This is a genomic window from Arenimonas soli (assembly GCF_014643775.1).
Lineage (GTDB): Bacteria > Pseudomonadota > Gammaproteobacteria > Xanthomonadales > Xanthomonadaceae > Arenimonas > Arenimonas soli.
Genome location: NZ_BMKC01000002.1, coordinates 466,790 through 481,782, shown reverse-complemented (window position 1 = coordinate 481,782; position 14,993 = coordinate 466,790). Strand labels below are relative to the sequence as shown.

At 69.4% G+C, this 14,993-nt stretch carries 12 protein-coding genes; 3 read left to right on the top strand and 9 right to left on the bottom strand.

Annotated features, from left to right (window positions below; all coding sequences use genetic code 11):
- Nucleotides 1–61 precede the first annotated feature (61 nt).
- A complete protein-coding gene (locus tag IEX13_RS10305) occupies nucleotides 62–961 on the bottom strand; it encodes a LysR family transcriptional regulator (protein WP_188663829.1) in 900 nt (299 codons plus the stop codon).
- Nucleotides 962–1,061: 100 nt separating this feature from the next.
- Here IEX13_RS10305 and IEX13_RS10300 point away from each other — a divergent pair, with 100 nt between their 5' ends.
- From IEX13_RS10300 to IEX13_RS10290, 3 genes are all read left to right on the top strand, one after another.
- Complete coding sequence (locus IEX13_RS10300) at nucleotides 1,062–1,928, top strand: pirin family protein (protein ID WP_188663827.1); 867 nt, start codon at nucleotides 1,062–1,064, stop codon at nucleotides 1,926–1,928.
- 69 nt (nucleotides 1,929–1,997) lie between these two features.
- Nucleotides 1,998–2,624 (top strand): isochorismate family cysteine hydrolase YcaC, encoded by a 627-nt coding sequence (gene ycaC / locus IEX13_RS10295; RefSeq protein ID WP_188663825.1) that lies wholly within the window; start codon nucleotides 1,998–2,000, stop codon nucleotides 2,622–2,624.
- Between the two features lie 246 nt (nucleotides 2,625–2,870).
- On the top strand, nucleotides 2,871–3,494 hold the full coding sequence (locus IEX13_RS10290; protein ID WP_188663824.1) for a rhomboid family intramembrane serine protease: 624 nt from the start codon (nucleotides 2,871–2,873) through the stop codon (nucleotides 3,492–3,494).
- A 47-nt stretch (nucleotides 3,495–3,541) separates the two neighbouring features.
- Here the strand turns inward: IEX13_RS10290 and IEX13_RS10285 are convergent, their stop codons facing one another.
- The 8 genes from IEX13_RS10285 to pepN form a co-directional block, all read right to left on the bottom strand.
- Nucleotides 3,542–3,886, bottom strand: a complete 345-nt coding sequence (locus IEX13_RS10285; protein ID WP_188663822.1) for a hypothetical protein — start codon at nucleotides 3,884–3,886, stop codon at nucleotides 3,542–3,544.
- A 65-nt stretch (nucleotides 3,887–3,951) separates the two neighbouring features.
- On the bottom strand, nucleotides 3,952–5,013 hold the full coding sequence (locus IEX13_RS10280) for a TraB/GumN family protein (RefSeq protein WP_188663820.1): 1,062 nt from the start codon (nucleotides 5,011–5,013) through the stop codon (nucleotides 3,952–3,954).
- Nucleotides 5,014–5,149: 136 nt separating this feature from the next.
- Complete coding sequence (locus tag IEX13_RS10275) at nucleotides 5,150–6,970, bottom strand: autotransporter domain-containing protein (protein WP_188663818.1); 1,821 nt, start codon at nucleotides 6,968–6,970, stop codon at nucleotides 5,150–5,152.
- Nucleotides 6,971–7,117: 147 nt separating this feature from the next.
- The gene (locus tag IEX13_RS10270; RefSeq protein WP_188663816.1) at nucleotides 7,118–8,320 is read right to left on the bottom strand and encodes a sialidase family protein; all 1,203 of its coding nucleotides are present in this window, start codon (nucleotides 8,318–8,320) and stop codon (nucleotides 7,118–7,120) included.
- Between the two features lie 9 nt (nucleotides 8,321–8,329).
- Entirely contained in the window at nucleotides 8,330–8,914 is a 585-nt protein-coding gene (locus IEX13_RS10265; RefSeq protein ID WP_188663813.1) for a DUF2062 domain-containing protein, read from the bottom strand.
- An 18-nt stretch (nucleotides 8,915–8,932) separates the two neighbouring features.
- The gene (gene mnmG, locus IEX13_RS10260; protein ID WP_188663811.1) at nucleotides 8,933–10,810 is read right to left on the bottom strand and encodes a tRNA uridine-5-carboxymethylaminomethyl(34) synthesis enzyme MnmG; all 1,878 of its coding nucleotides are present in this window, start codon (nucleotides 10,808–10,810) and stop codon (nucleotides 8,933–8,935) included.
- A gap of 428 nt (nucleotides 10,811–11,238) precedes the next feature.
- Nucleotides 11,239–12,237 (bottom strand): hypothetical protein, encoded by a 999-nt coding sequence (locus IEX13_RS10255; RefSeq protein WP_188663809.1) that lies wholly within the window; start codon nucleotides 12,235–12,237, stop codon nucleotides 11,239–11,241.
- A 95-nt stretch (nucleotides 12,238–12,332) separates the two neighbouring features.
- Nucleotides 12,333–14,942, bottom strand: a complete 2,610-nt coding sequence (pepN, locus tag IEX13_RS10250; protein WP_188663807.1) for an aminopeptidase N — start codon at nucleotides 14,940–14,942, stop codon at nucleotides 12,333–12,335.
- Nucleotides 14,943–14,993: the final 51 nt, after the last annotated feature.

Genomic DNA, 14,993 nt, shown 5'->3' with positions numbered 1-14,993 from the left:
GTAGCTTCAACAGCGGCAGGGTCGAAACAAGGCTAGGCCACTGCGTACCCGCGACCGGGGCCTACCGCTGGATATTCGCCGCCAGGAAATCGATCAGTCGCCTGACCCCGGGTATCAGTCCGCGGCGGCTCGGAAAAACCGCATGCACGACGCCACTGCGCGGCTTCCACAGGGGCAGTACGTCGATCAGGCGACCGGCGGCGAGGTCGTCTTCCACCACCATGCACGGCATCTGCACCACGCCCACGCCGCGTAGCGCCGCCTGCCTGAGCGCGGTCATGTCGTCGGTGATGTAGCGCGGCGCGTGCCGCACTTCGGCACGGGCGCCGGCAGGGCCTTCGAGGTTCCACACATGGTCGCGCGGTGGCCCCCAGTCGATGCTGGGCGCGGCGGCCAACTCGGCGGGCGCCAAGGGGTTCGGCAGGCTCGCCACCAGCTCGGGGCAGGCCACCAGGCGCTGGGGGCTGTCGGCCAGCACGCGCATAACCAGGCCGCTGTCCTCCAGTGGCGGGAAGCGCACGCGCAGCGCCAGATCCAGCCCTTCGCCCAGCACGTCGACGCGACGGTTGGTGTCATCGAGCTGCACCCGGACCTTCGGGTTCTCCACCATGAATCGCGCGACGAGATCGCCGATGCGGTAGTGCAGCAGGGTGGTCGGGCAGCTCATGCGGATCGTGCCCTGCGGCTCCGCGCGCTGCTGGTCGATGACGTCCTGCGCCGCCTGGGCTTCGGCCAGTACGGCCAGGCAGTGACGGAGGTACTCCTGGCCCAGCTCGGTCACCGAGAAGTGGCGCGTGGTCCGCTGCAGGAGCCGCACGCCCAGGCGCTCTTCAAGCAGGGCGATGCGGCGGCTGAGCTTTGACTTGGGCATTCCCAGCGCCCGGCCGGCGGGCGCGAAGCCGCCGTGTTCCACGACCTTGGCGAAGTAGTACAGGTCGTTCAGATCCCTGGGGCTTTCCATCGGCGTTCACCATATAGAACTCTGATGGCAATAATAGCCGTCTACCGCCTTCGTTGTTCTGCCATGAACATTGGTTCCGAACCCCCACCGGAGCCACGGCATGACCACTCCCGCCACTGTCCTCAGCCCGCCCCGCCCGCACTGGGTGGGCGACGGCTTCCCGGTCCGCACCCTGTTCAGCTACGCCAGCCTGGGGTCACGCATCAGCCCCTTCCTGCTGCTCGACTACGCCGGTCCCTTCGACTTCCCGGCCACCGCCGGGCGTCGCGGCGTGGGCGCGCATCCGCACCGCGGCTTCGAGACCGTCACCCTGGTCTACCAGGGCGAACTCGAGCACCGCGACTCCACCGGCGCCGGTGGCCGCATCGGGCCCGGCGACGTGCAGTGGATGACCGCCGGCGCCGGCATCGTGCACGAGGAGTTCCATGCCGATTCCTTCAGCCGCGCAGGCGGCACGCTGCAGATGGTGCAGCTGTGGGTGAACCTGCCGGCCCGGGACAAGTCGGTGTCCGCGGGCTACCAGTCGCTGCAGGCCAGCGACATCCCTCGTGTGGTCCTGCCTGGCGGGGCCGGCCACCTTCGCGTGATCGCGGGCGAGTTCGCCGGGCGCCAGGGACCGGCCCGCACCTTTTCGCCGATCGATGTGTGGGACCTGAGGCTCGGCGCCGGCAAGGCGGTTGAACTCCCGCGTCGGGCCGGCCACCAGGTCGCCATGGCCGTGCTCTCGGGCACGGTGATGGTCGATGGCGGCGGACCGCTGCGCGATGGCCAGGTGGCGTTGCTTGCCGAGGGCGCCGAGCGCGTCGCCATCGAGGCCAACAACGACGCCCTGGTGCTGCTGCTTGGCGGCGCGCCACTGGGCGAGCCGATCGTTGGCCACGGCCCGTTCGTCATGAACACCGTCGAGGAAATCGACGGGGCCATTGCCGATTTCCAGCAGGGCCGCTTCGGCCGCATGCCGGCCTGAATTCCAGTCGTCACCCAGCCGCGCACCACGTGGTGCGCGGCATTACCCGCAACCGCACAGGAGCAACCCATGACCACTCCCTACAAGCGTCTCGACAAGGACCAGGCCGCCGTGCTGCTGGTCGATCACCAGGCCGGCCTGCTGTCGCTGGTGCGCGACTTCGACCCGGACAAGTTCAAGAACAACGTGCTCGCCCTGGGTGCGCTGGCGAAGTACTTCCGCCTGCCGACGATCCTGACCACCAGCTTCGAAAACGGTCCCAATGGCCCGATCGTGCCGGAACTCAAGGAGATGTTCCCGGACGCGCCGTTCATCCCCCGCCCGGGCCAGATCAACGCCTGGGACAACGAGGAATTCGTGGCGGCAATCCGCGCCACCGGCAAGAAGCAGCTGATCATCGCCGGCGTGGTGACCGAAGTCTGCGTCGCGTTCCCGGCGCTGTCGGCCATCGAGGCCGGCTTCGAGGTGTTCGTCGTCACGGACGCCTCGGGCACCTTCAACGACGTGACCCGGCACAGCGCCTGGGACCGCATGTCGTCCGCCGGCGTGCAGCTGATGAGCTGGTTCGCCGTCGCCTGCGAGCTGCATCGCGACTGGCGCAACGATGTCGAGGGCTTGGGTGCGCTGTTCTCCGCCCACGTCCCGGACTACCGCAACCTGATCACCAGCTTCAGCACCCTCACGCAAACCAGGTAGGTTCGCAGCCTGTTGCCGGAGCCGGCCGTCCGCCGCGCTCCGGCAACGCGCCTGCCATTGCGCACACTGCGAGGGTCCGCATTGGGTTGGCAGACGACCCGGGAAGCGATTGCTTCCGCTTCCGGCCAGGAGCGGACACGCGAAAGCGGCTGTGGCTGGCGCCTTCCAAAAGTTACGGCATTGCCCGCAAAAAGCCATATCCGGAGGCGAAGATCCACGACCCGAATGCTCGCAAGCAGGTGATTCATGAGCCCTGTGCAGTCCATGGTTGCGCCGCCGCGCCTCATTCCCTGGTGCACGCTGCTGTTGGCTGCGGCAACTGTAGCCCTCAGCGTCCACGCTGCAATCGAAATCAGCGGGACTTGGCTCGGGAGGGTCAGGATCGTCGAACTGGAGAACTACGGTCTACGCTTCAGGCACCTACAGGAACTCGAACTCTGGCGCCTTGTCACTGCGCAGCTGGTCCATGTCAAGCAACCCCATATGGTGGGGGACGTGTTCTGCCTGCTGCTGGTCGGCACGGCAGTCGAACGCAACATAGGTTTCCTCCGCTTGTTTGTCCTTTGGCTGGTAGGCGGCTCGCTGGCGATACTGTTCAGCTCGCTGTTCGTACTGCCGCCCTGGAACCTTGGCACCGGCGCCTCCCAGGCGATCATGGCGATCTCCGGCGCTGGAATCTGGTTGGCGTTGACCGGCATCGATCGCTCCAGGTTTCTGCTGTTCGCAGTTTCATTCTCGATCGCCCTGGCGTTCACGATCGACATCGTCCATGTCTACTATCCGAAACCCGGACACGTCGCAGGCGTGATCATCGGCCTGTTGATCGCATCGCTCTACCGAATAAAAGTCCACACGCCGAAAGCCGGATGAACGTCCGCTTCGGGCCGGAAGTGGACATCCGGCGTCCCGGCCAAACCTTAGCCGCCCGGAGACTTCGATTCGGCTCCGAACAAGCACGTCAAGTCACCACCGCGCTCCTGGATCACCAGGTGCGTATACGTGCCCTTCGCCAGCGCGCGGGCAACGGAACCGTCGTCCACCCGTTGATGGAGCGTCGCCCCTCCGCGCACGATCATGTCGCTTGCTGATGTGTGTGCGTTGGCTGTCGCGATTGCGCTGTAGAGCGCAGGAACATTGCCGACGTAGGTCAAGCTGTTGCCCACGAACAGGACCTCGGCCGGCGGGCTGGAAGGACCGGTCGCGCCGCAGGCTGCAAGCACGAGCAAGGCCCCGAACAGGAAAAGAGCAAACGGCTTCTTCATCGTCTCGGCATCCACGCCACGCCACGCCAACGCAAGGGGACCAAGCGTGTGGAAGAATAGCGGGATCAGGACCCCGGGGCGCCAGGCCCCGCGTCGGCCGCGGCGGGCCCGGTCGCCTCGTCGAAGTCCGCCTCGTCGGGCCCGATCACGCGATAGCCGCGTGCCGTGAGCGTCGCCAGGATGCCTTCGTCGGCGAGAAGCCAGGCCATCGGCACCACGCCGACCGTCGTACGCCGTTCGGCGAGCGTGCGCTCCGCCGCGTCGACCCACCGGGCCTGTGCCTGTGCGAGCAACTCGTCGACGCCGCGCTGGCGCAGGACCGGCGAGTTCACCAGCGCGCCGATGCATGCGCTCGCCGGATCGGAATCGTGCAGGGTGCGCAATGCATCGACATCGCCGGTGGCCCATGCCCGGGCACGTTCGGACAACAGCGTGACATCCCCCTCCAGGCGTTGCAGGGTGCGCTCGAAGCAGTCGATGTCGTCAAGCTCGGCCTGCTTGAATTCCTTCAGGGCCTGGCGCGAATCGCCGATGGTGAATTCCAGCACGACCGGGATGCGCGGCAGCTTGCGGCCCTTGGCGGCCTTGTCCACGTACCCGCCAACCGGCGATTCGAATGAAAGGCCAGCGCGCTCGATCACCTTCCGGTGCAGCTTCTGCGCGGCGAACAGGGGCCGCCAGCGTTCGATGCCGCGGTCGCGGCCGATATGTTCGGCTTTCAGCACGCTCCAGCGTGCATGCAGTTCGGGCGCCAGCACATCGGCCAGCGTCTGCTTGTCGGGCAGCTTGCGCGCGCCCAGCGCCGAGGGCAGCAGCGTCAGCGCATGCAGCCTGCCGCGACCGGTGGAGACCGAAAAACTCGGCGTGGAAAGGATCGCGTCGGCTTCGGCCAGGCGTGCGTCGAGTTCATCCGATTGCCACTGCATGCGCTCGGGTACCGGGCTCAGGCTGCCGATGAGCCAAAGCACGTGCTCGTCGCGGCGCACCTGCCACAGGCCGGGCCCGGGCATCACGCCGGCGACTTCGACCTCGGCAAGCGTGGGCAGCGGCGTGGCCGGCACCGGCAGCGCGCTCGCCTGCGTGATGGCGCCGAAAAGAAGTAGTGACGCAAGTACGCAGGTTCGCAAGCGCTGACTCATTGGAAGCGATCTCAAAGGCGGGGGCGCGCAGCGTATCGGGCGCTGCGTTAAGGCGTGGTTATCGCCCCGCCAAAGAGAAGGCCGCCCGGGGGCGGCCTTCTTGGTGCAACCGATGGCTTGCGGATCAGAAGTTGATGCGCAGGCCCAGGCTGCCGCTGTTGCGTTCCTGCTGGTCGTCGTTGAAACGGCCGCTGTAGGCGAAGAACGCGGTCATGTTGTCGCTGACCTGCCAGTTCAGGCCCAGGTCGGCGCTGATCCAGTCTTCCGACGGGGTGAAGCCCGGCATGGTGAAGCGGCCCGGCATCGAGTTCGAACCGGCGTTGACGAACAGCTGGTCGTCCTCGGACTCCTGGTTGTGCGCCACGCGCAGGAACGGACGGATGCTGCCGGCGTTGCCCATCAGCTGGTAGCCGATGCGGGTGACCATGGAGTCGCGGTCGAAGGACGAGTAGTTCATCGAGGTGGCACTGCCGCTGTCTTCGGCGAAGCCGTCGATTTCCTGCTGCACCCACGACGCGCCCACGAACGGGCCGTGCTGCATGCTGCCCGTCTCGAACAGCCAGCCCAGGCCCAGCTCGGCGCCGAACAGCGAGGCATTGGTGGAACCTTCTTCCTGGCGCACCGACGGGCCCAGCACGATGCCGCGGCTGACGTCGATGGAGGTGCTGCCGCCGCTGACCGCGCCGTGCAGGTAACCACCGCCGCCGAACGTCAGCGTGCCGTGCAGGGAGCCGATGACCGCGCGGCCGTCGAGGTTGCCCATGCCGGTGTCGTTGTCGTGGTTGCCCAGGGTGATGCCGAAGCCCCAGTAGGCGTTGTCGGTGATGCGGTGGTTGGCACCGACCGACAGGCTCAGCACGTCGGCTTCGGCGCCCGGCACCGCGGCGCTGGCGTCGAAGTCCTGCTGGCCGTACTGCACGGTCGCATAGGCGCGCACGCTGCCGGTTTCACGCTTGAGCTGGAAGTCCGACAGCATTTCGTCGTTGATCGCGCGCACGTGGTTTTCGTTCACCTGCACGCCCGCTTCGCCGGCCATCGAGAACTGCACCGGGGCGGCGATGGTGGAAAGCACCACGTTGGCCAGCATCGCGTGCGCGGCGCCGGTCGGGTGCACGCCGTCGGCGAACAGCCAGGTTTCGTTGGTGCCCGGCGCATAGCCGGCCGGCAGGCCCGAGCCGTTCGGGCCGCAGGCGATCGAGCTGGGCGGGTTGCAGGCGGTGCCGGTGACGTTCTGGAAGCCGAAGCGGCCCGGGTCGGCCACGATTTCGCTGATCAGGCCGAAGGTGTTGATCGGGATGATGCCGTCGCCCAGCTGGGCCAGGCCGGCGTTGAGCGCCGTGTTGTAGACCACCGTGATCTGCGACACCGCACCGGCATTGGGCGTTGAGCCGAACTGCGGCGTGGCGCCGAGGTTGGGCAGGTTGTAGACGATGACGTAATTGGCGCCGGCGGCCTGCAGGCGGCCGATCTGCTGCACGTAGGCAGTGGCCGCGGCGACCGTGTTGGCCTGGGCGTTGGCCGGGTCGAGCGTGAGCGTGGCGAAGATGTCGTTGGCGCCGCCCCAGATGCTGTACAGCGCGTTCGGGTCGGCCACGCCGCCGGTCAGCGACAGGTACTGGCTGACCTGGGTCGCGATGTTCGGCACCGGGTTGAGGCAGGGACCGGCTGCGTTGACGCAGGCGCCGCCCCAGGCGAAGTTCGGGCCACCGGCCAGCGAGTTCAGGCCGGACTGGCCGAAGTAGGCGGCGATGATTTCGGCCGCGACCGGGTCGGGGTTGGTGGTGAAGCTGTTGCCCGCGGGCAGGCCCTGCGCCTGGGCGATGTTGCCCGAGTCACTGAGGCTGTCGCCGAAGACGTAGAAACCGGTGAACTCCTGGGCCTGTGCGGCGCCGGTGCAACCAAGCGCGAGTGCGAGCGCACCAGCGAGTTTGTGGGAACGGGGCATGTGAGACTCCTTGGAAAACTGGACTTGATGATGGCCACGTGCCCAGGGTCTCCTTCGCATGCGCCGGCGAAACCGGTGCCTGCGCCCTCCCTTGAGCCGCTGCCCGCCACATTAATGCAAAGCCCCCCTCCATACCACCGGGTAGGGTCAGGGCGTGACCCGGGCCCCGCGCAGGCGCGGGCTGCCATCCACGATTTCGGTCCAGGCCAACCAGGCCTGGCCGTCGCGCAGCTTCAGGCGCGGGAAGCCGGTGCCCCGGCCGCGGCCGGCCAGGTCGGCCACCTTCAGGCGCATCAGCTCCTTGGCCAGGGCGTGGTCGTGGCGGGCCAGCCACAGGGTCTGCCGGCTTCCGGCTTCCTCGATCCAGGCCGTCCAGACGCCTTCGTCGTCGGCGGCCACGTCCACCCGGCCCTGCACGGTCGCGCCTTCGAGCAGGGTCAGCGGCGGGCCGAATCGGCGGCCGCCGTCGCCCGAGCGCGCCAGCCGCAGCGACGGCGTGCCGCCCGCCGCGGTGTACCAGGCCACCCAGGCCTGGTTGCCGCGGGCGTCGATGGCCGGGCCGTTCACGGGGCAGGCCGGCATCATCCAGCGGTCGTCGTGCACCATCACCGGCGCCTGCCAGCGGCCGTCATCGAAGCGCGCCACGGCGATGTCGCGGATCTCGCCTTCGGCGCGGTCACGGTAGGCCAGCAGCACGGTGTCGCCGACCCGGGCGCTGTCGGTCTGGCAGCAGTCGCAGGTGCTGGCATCGAGTTGGGTGTCGGCTTTTTTGCCCGTGGCGTCGAACACCGCCGCGCGCAGGGTCATGGCGCCGCCGGCCCCGGCATGGTCGCCGTGGCCACCGCCGCCGGTGTGGCGGCCGTCGAGCCAGGCAATGCCCAGTCCGCCGCCGGGCTGCGGCCAGAGCGTGGCGAAGCCGTGTTCGGTGGACGTGCCGTCGTCGTGCACGGCCGGCATCTGTTTCCAGGTCTTGCCACCGTCCAGCGAAGCCTGCAGCCGGACGTCGTAGGCATAGGGCGCGTCGCCGTTCTTCACCAGCAGGTGCGCCCAGAGGCTGCCGTCGTCGAGGACCTGCAGCGCCGGGAAGTCGGCCCAGTTCACGAACCAGTCCTTGCCTTCGGCCGCGACGCCGCTGGGCGCCCAGTCGCCTTCCTTGTTGAAGCGACCGTAGGCCAGGCGGTGTCCGCCGCCGTCGCGGCGTTCGATCCAGCTCAGCACCAGGTCGCCGTCGGGCGCCAGGGAAAGATTGGGCTGGGCGGATCCGTCGGGTGCCGGCAGCGGCCAGTCGGAAACGGTGGCGGCCTGCAGCGGCAGGGCGAACAACAACAGGGCGGTGGCGGTCAGCTTCATGCCGCCAATCTAGCCTTCGGGCGCGTCCGCGTCACCGTGGCGGTAGCCAAAATGCTCGTGCAGCGCCGCCAGCTGGGCGCGGAAGCGACGTGATTCCCAGGCCAGCAGGCGCCAGCCCAGGTCCAGCAGCAGCGCGAATGCCAGGCCGCCAACGATGCCGCCCACCACCAGCGCATTGATGTAGGTGCCGACCACGCCGGCACCCTCGCCGTAGCCGGTCAGGCCGATTAGCCAGGCGCCCAGGCGGTGGGTGGCGTAATAGATGGGACCCATCGTCAGCGGGTTGGTGACCATCTGCAGGGCCGCCATCACGGTGAGGTTGCCGCGCAGCCAGATCGCCAGCGCCAGGCCGATGGCCAGCTGCAGGCCGTACACCGGCATCAGGGCCACCACTGCGCCCGTGTACAGCGACACCATCACGTGCTGGCGCTTGAACGACCACAGGTAGGGGCGCTTGCGCGCCGCCTGCGCGAACCACTTGATCACCGGGTAACGCGCCACGTTGGCCCGGCGCGGCAGTGGCCGCAGCCAGCGGCGCAGGCGACGGCGGCGCGCCAGCCAGCGCCGGTGCAGGGGATGCGAACGAACGGGCATGGCCGGGGTCGCGCCGCCTCAGGCGACGCGACGGCCCTTGCGCCGGGCCAGCTGCACCAGCAGCAGCGAAATCGCCGCCGGGGTCATGCCGGGAATGCGCTGGGCCTGGCCGATGGTTTCCGGGCGCACGCCGGCCAGCTTGCCCTGCAGCTCGGCCGACAGGCCAGGCAGGCCGGCGTAGTCGAAGTCGTCGGGGATGGCGGTGTCTTCGTGCCGGCGCTGGCGCTGGACTTCTTCGGCCTGGCGGTCCAGGTAGCCGGCGTACTTGACGCCGATTTCGACCTGTTCGGCCACGGCCGGGTCGTCGACGCCAGGGCCAAGCAGGGGCAGCCCGACCAGCGCGGCGTAATCGAGCTCGGGCCGCTTGATCAGGTCGAGCGCCGTGCACTCGCGGCTGAGCACGACGCCGGTGCCGGCCTCGATCTCGCGGGCCAGGGCGCCGCCGGGCGTGGCCCAGATGGCTTTCAGGCGGGCCGATTCGGCGGCCACGGCGTCGGCCTTGCGGGCGTAGGCGGTGAAGCGCGCTTCGTCCACCAGGCCCAGTTCGCGGCCGATCGGCGTCAGGCGCGCGTCGGCATTGTCTTCGCGCAGCTGCAGGCGGTATTCGGCGCGGCTGGTGAACATGCGGTAGGGCTCGGTGGTGCCGTGCGTCACCAGGTCGTCCACCAGCACGCCCAGGTAGGCTTGGTCGCGGCGCGGCGACCACGCATCACGCTGCTGCACGTGGCGCGCGGCGTTGAGGCCGGCCAGCAGGCCCTGGGCCGCGGCTTCTTCGTAGCCGGTGGTGCCATTGATCTGGCCGGCGAAGAACAGGCCGGCCACGGCCTTGGTTTCCAGCGAGGCCTTCAGGCCGCGCGGGTCGAAGTAGTCGTATTCGATGGCATAACCCGGACGCGTGATCACGGCGTTCTCGAAGCCGGCCATCGTCCGCACCAGTTCCAACTGCACGTCGAAGGGCAGCGAGGTGGAGATACCGTTGGGGTAGATCTCGTGGGTGTCCAGGCCCTCGGGCTCGACGAACACCTGGTGCGAGGCCTTGTCGGCGAAGCGCACCACCTTGTCCTCGATGCTGGGGCAATAGCGCGGGCCCACGCCTTCGATCTCGCCGGCGTACATGGGCGAGCGGTCCAGGCCGCCGCGGATCACCTCGTGGGTACGTTCGTTGGTGTGCGTGATGAAACACGACACCTGCCGCGGGTGTTCATGCACGCTGCCCAGGAAGGAGAACACCGGGCGCGGGTCGTCGCCGGGCTGTTCGGCCATCACCGAATAATCCAGGCTGCGGCCGTCGATGCGCGGGGGCGTGCCGGTCTTGAGCCGGTCGACCACGAAGGGCCCTTCGCGCAGGCGCTGGGCCAGCGTGGTCGCCGGCGCTTCGCCGGCGCGGCCGCCCGGGTGGTTGCGCAGGCCCACGTGGATGCGGCCGGCCAGGAAGGTGCCGGCGGTCAGCACCACGGCCGGGGCCTGGAAGCGCAGCCCGGACTGGGTGACGGCGCCGCGCACCTGGCCGGCTTCGATCACCAGGTCGTCGACGGCGGCCTGGAACAGCGTCAGGTTCGGCTGGTTTTCGACCATGCGGCGGATCGCCGCCTTGTACAGCGTGCGGTCGGCCTGGGCGCGGGTGGCCCGCACGGCCGGACCCTTGCTGGCGTTGAGCGTGCGCCACTGGATGCCGGCCTGGTCGGCGGCGCGGGCCATGGCGCCGCCCAGGGCGTCGATCTCGCGCACCAGGTGGCCCTTGCCGATGCCGCCGATGGCCGGGTTGCAGCTCATCTGGCCGACCGTCTCGATGCTGTGGGTCAGCAGCAGCGTGCGCGCACCGGCCCGCGCGGCCGCCAGGGCCGCTTCGGTACCGGCGTGGCCGCCGCCAATGACGATCACTTCGTAGCTGAGCATGGTCGGGTTCCGGTCGAGGGCCGCGATTATCCGCCGTGGCCGCCGACGGCGCATCTGCCGCCGGGTTGGCACGCTTTCTGCATTAATCCCAAGGCACCTACCGCGGCCAACGCCGGGGGGCGTCGACCAGACTGAACAGGGGCTGGTCAGGCGCGCGGTAGGGATGCCAGGGCCTGGCGCTCCCGGGGGGGAGCGCCAGGCCCTTTTTTTTTGCTTGTTTCCAGCCATCCGGCAAGAACACGGCGCTGCAGGGATAAAGTCGGCGCCCGGCGGGTCTTGGAACAGGGGGAATCCAGGGGACCTGATGCCGGGCGCCGAACAGGGGGTCGAACCCGCACCCGCGTCACAAGGTGACGCAAAGTGTCAGTCGGCGGTCGCAGGATGCGCTGCCCCCAAGGGCGGCGCAAGACCGTCAGACCGCTCCAGGCCTAGGGTTCGTCGTCGGATGTGCTGTTTTGTGACGTGGGTCTCACTTGCGGTCGGGGCGCCGGACGCGGTGCAGCCGGACGCGGTGCCGGCTTGGCCATGGGCGCGGCCTGGGGCACGGGTGCCGGGCGGGCCTGCGGGGCGGGCCTGGCCTGCGGTGCCGGACGTGCCGGCATGGGCCGGGTGTAACGGGCGCCCTGCGATTCGCGGACGACCGGGGCCGGCCGGCTGACGGGCTGGCGCGGCTGGGCACGCACGGGTTCGGGATACCGCATGCGCGAGCCAGTGGCGCGCGCCGGCGCCGGCTGCACCGGCATCGCAGCCCGGCGCACCGGCGTCACACCGGGCTCGCCGCTGTTGGCACGCGGCGGCGGGCTGGTGCCCGGACGTTCGGCCGGCTTGCGATAGTCGCGCCGCAGCGGTTCACCCCGGCTGCCGGCACGTTCACCGCTCACCGCCGGTCGCGGCGTCGTCGGCCGGGTCGGATAGGCGGGTCGCGGCGCGCCGGCGGGTTCGCCGGCCGACGGGTAGCCGCGCGGGCGCGGCTTGGGCATCGGCCGCGGGTCGTCGTAGAGGTCGCGGTAGCCGGGACGCGGCTGGCGGTCGCGGTAACGCGGGCGGTCGTGCCAGTGGTAGCCGCCGTACCAGCCCCAGTTGTTCCAGCCCCAGGTATTGCCGACCGAGAAACTCCAGCCCGGCGCGTAATGGTAGGGGTAATAGCCGCCCCAGCTGGGCACGCAGCCGTAGTAGCTGCGGCAACGGTAGCGGTCCAGGCCCCAGAACGGCGAATAACCGTAGCCGTAGCCAATGCCGCCGCCGTACCGGTAGTTGTAGTCGTAACCGTCGTCGGCGCCGTAGTAATAATCGCCGTCGCCGTCGTACGCCGGGTAGTAGTAGCCACCGTCGCGATAGACCGTGCGGTCACGGTAATAGCCGTCGCCATAGGTCGCGCAGCCGGTCAGCGCGACCAGCGGGACAAGCAGCATAAGAAGGCGTTTCATGGCAGTTCCCCCAGTCATGTCGGGCAGTCTTGGCGCCGGGGGGTGAATACCCCCTTAACTCATCCGGCCTTCACTGGCGTCGAATCGCCGCAGGATCAGGCCAGCAAACGCTCCAGGAGATCGCGACTGTCCGGGGACGCCAGCTGGCCCGCCAGGGGTTCGAGCGCCGCGCGTGCCTGTCCCCGCTGGGGCTCGGCCCAGCGGTGCCAGCTTTCGAAGGCGCCCAGCAGCCGCGCCGCTACCTGCGGGTTCACGGCGTCGAGCACCGCCACCTGGCCCGTCACCAGCCGGTAGCCGGCACCGTCGCGCCGATGGAAGGCCAACGGATTCAGGCGCGCGAAGCTGCCGACCAGCGCGCGAACCCGGTTCGGGTTGGCGGGCTTCCACCAGGGTGAGGCGACCAGGGCCTGGACATCGTCCAGCGCGTCGGGATGCGGGCGCGTGGCGACCAGGGCCACCCACTTGTCGGTGACCAGGGGGTCGGCCGCGTGGGCATCGCGGAAGCGGGCCAGCGCCGCGTCGGCGCCGGGCGCCTGGAAGTGGACCAGGCAGCGCAGCGCGGCGATGCGTTCGGTCATGGTGCCGCCGGCGTCGAACTGGGCCTGCGCCAGGGCGGCGTCCGGGTCGAGCCGCGTCAGCCAGGCCAGGCAGGCGTTGCGCAGGGCGCGCGCCGACATGGCCTTGCCCGACAGGCCTTCGCGCGCGTCGGCGGCCAGCGCTTCATAACGAAGCTGCAGGCGTTCGACCTGGTCCTCGGCCAGGCGGTCGAGCAGCTCTTCGCGCCGGGCCACGATGCCCTGCACGTCCACTTCTTCCACCTGTTCGGCCAGGGTGTCGAAGTCCGGCAGCACCAGGCACTCGGCGACGAAGGCCGGGTCGGCGTCGGCGTCCGACAGCAGGTCGGCCAGCGCATCCGACAGTGCGCCGGTGGCGGCCTCGGCATGCGGCCGGGCCAGCAGGGCCTCGGTGGCCAGGCGCTGCAGCAGGTCCCAGCGATTGAAGGAATCACGCTCGAGCCGGGCCAGGCGGGCCAGTTCGTCCACGCCCTGGTCGAAGCGCAGCTTCACCGGTGCGCCGAAACCCTGGTTGAAGGCCGGCAGCGGCGCGCTGTGCAGTCCGCGCCAGCGCAGCACGTGGCGGGCGCCGGTTAGCTCGACCAGGCCGTCGCGCACGACGGCGTCCGATTCCGGCAGCTGGGTCACGGCGGCGCCGTCGCCATCGAACAGCACGTAGCGCAGCGGAATGACCAGGGGCTGCTTGTCGGGCTGGCCCGGCGTCGGCGGCGTGTGTTGTTCGATGGTGAGCGTGTAGTCACCGGTGGCCGGGTCGAAGTCGGCGCTGATCGCGACTTCCGGCGTGCCCGCCTGCGCATACCAGCGCGCGAAACCCGACAGGTCGCGGCCGCTGGCCGCCGCGTGCGCGGCCATGAAGTCTTCCAGCGTCGCCGCCTTGCCGTCGTTGTCGGCGAAGTAGCGGTCCATGCCGGCGCGGAAGGCGTCCTCGCCCACCAGCGCATGCAGCACGCGGACGATCTCGGCGCCCTTCTCGTAGATCGTCAGCGTGTAGAAGTTGCTGATTTCCTTGTAGCGGGCCGGCCGCACTGGATGCGCCAGGGCGCCGGCGTCTTCGGCGAACTGCCGGCCGCGCAGCAGGCGAACCACTTCGATGCGCTTGAGCGCGCGCGAATGCAGGTCGGAACTGAACTCGGTGTCGCGGAAAACGGTAAGCCCTTCCTTGAGCGACAGCTGGAACCAGTCGCGCAGCGTCACCCGGTTGCCCGACCAGTTGTGCAGGTATTCGTGCGCCACCACCGATTCGATCGCCAGGAAATCGGCGTCGGTGGCCGTGGCCTCGTCGGCCAGGATGTAGCGGGCGTTGAAGATGTTCAGGCCCTTGTTCTCCATCGCGCCCATGGTGAAGTCCTGGGCGGCGACGACGTTGAACACGTCCAGGTCGTAGCAGCGGCCAAAACGCTGCTCGTCCCAGCGCAGCGCGCGTTCGACCGCACCCAGCGCATAGTGGCAGCGCGCCACGTCGCCGGGTTCGGCCCAGACGTTGATTTCGACCTCGCGACCCTCTGCCGTGCGCAGGCGCTGGCTGACCCGCTCCAGCGGGCCGGCGGCGATGGCGAACAGGTAGGCCGGCGTCGGGTGCGGATTCTCCCAGCTGGCCTCGTGGCGGCCGTCGCCCAGGTCCTGGCTGGCCAGCGGATTGCCATTGGCCAGCAGCACCGGGAAGGCGTCGCGGTCCGCGCGCAGCACGATGCGCCAGCGCGGCATCACGTCCGGCCGGTCGGCCATGAAGGTGATGCGGCGGAAACCCTGGGCTTCGCACTGGGTCAGCAGCAGGTCGCCGCTGCGGTACAGGCCCTCGAGCCGGGTGTTGTCGGCCGGATGGATGCGCACGCGGGTCGCCAGCTCGCAGTCCCCGGACAGGCCGCGCACCACCAGGCGGTGGCCGTCGTAGTCGTAACGGTCTGGCGGCAGCTCCTGGCCATCGAGGGTGATGTCCAGAAGTTCCAGGCCTTCGCCGTCCAGTTCCAGCGGCTGCCCGGGCTGGGCAGGATCCGGGGACAGGCAGAGCCGCGCCGCCACCACGGTGGCAACGGGGTCGAGTTCGAACTGGAGGTCGGCCTGGGGGATACGCCAGGCGGGCGCGCGGTAATCGGCGAGATGGACGTGCCCATCGCCTCGGAGCTGGGTCATAAAGCGGACTATCCGGGGAAACTGCAGACTTTTGCTAGGCTAGCACGCGCT

Excerpts from the sequence above, each read along its gene's own strand:
- IEX13_RS10305 (WP_188663829.1), bottom strand. The coding sequence starts at position 961 with ATGGAAAGCCCCAGGGATCTGAACGACCTGTACTACTTCGCCAAGGTC.
- IEX13_RS10300 (WP_188663827.1), top strand. The coding sequence starts at position 1,062 with ATGACCACTCCCGCCACTGTCCTCAGCCCGCCCCGCCCGCACTGGGTG.
- ycaC (WP_188663825.1), top strand. The coding sequence starts at position 1,998 with ATGACCACTCCCTACAAGCGTCTCGACAAGGACCAGGCCGCCGTGCTG.
- IEX13_RS10290 (WP_188663824.1), top strand. The coding sequence starts at position 2,871 with ATGAGCCCTGTGCAGTCCATGGTTGCGCCGCCGCGCCTCATTCCCTGG.
- IEX13_RS10285 (WP_188663822.1), bottom strand. The coding sequence starts at position 3,886 with ATGAAGAAGCCGTTTGCTCTTTTCCTGTTCGGGGCCTTGCTCGTGCTT.
- IEX13_RS10275 (WP_188663818.1), bottom strand. The coding sequence starts at position 6,970 with ATGCCCCGTTCCCACAAACTCGCTGGTGCGCTCGCACTCGCGCTTGGT.
- IEX13_RS10270 (WP_188663816.1), bottom strand. The coding sequence starts at position 8,320 with ATGAAGCTGACCGCCACCGCCCTGTTGTTGTTCGCCCTGCCGCTGCAG.
- IEX13_RS10265 (WP_188663813.1), bottom strand. The coding sequence starts at position 8,914 with ATGCCCGTTCGTTCGCATCCCCTGCACCGGCGCTGGCTGGCGCGCCGC.
- mnmG (WP_188663811.1), bottom strand. The coding sequence starts at position 10,810 with ATGCTCAGCTACGAAGTGATCGTCATTGGCGGCGGCCACGCCGGTACC.
- IEX13_RS10255 (WP_188663809.1), bottom strand. The coding sequence starts at position 12,237 with ATGAAACGCCTTCTTATGCTGCTTGTCCCGCTGGTCGCGCTGACCGGC.
- pepN (WP_188663807.1), bottom strand. The coding sequence starts at position 14,942 with ATGACCCAGCTCCGAGGCGATGGGCACGTCCATCTCGCCGATTACCGC.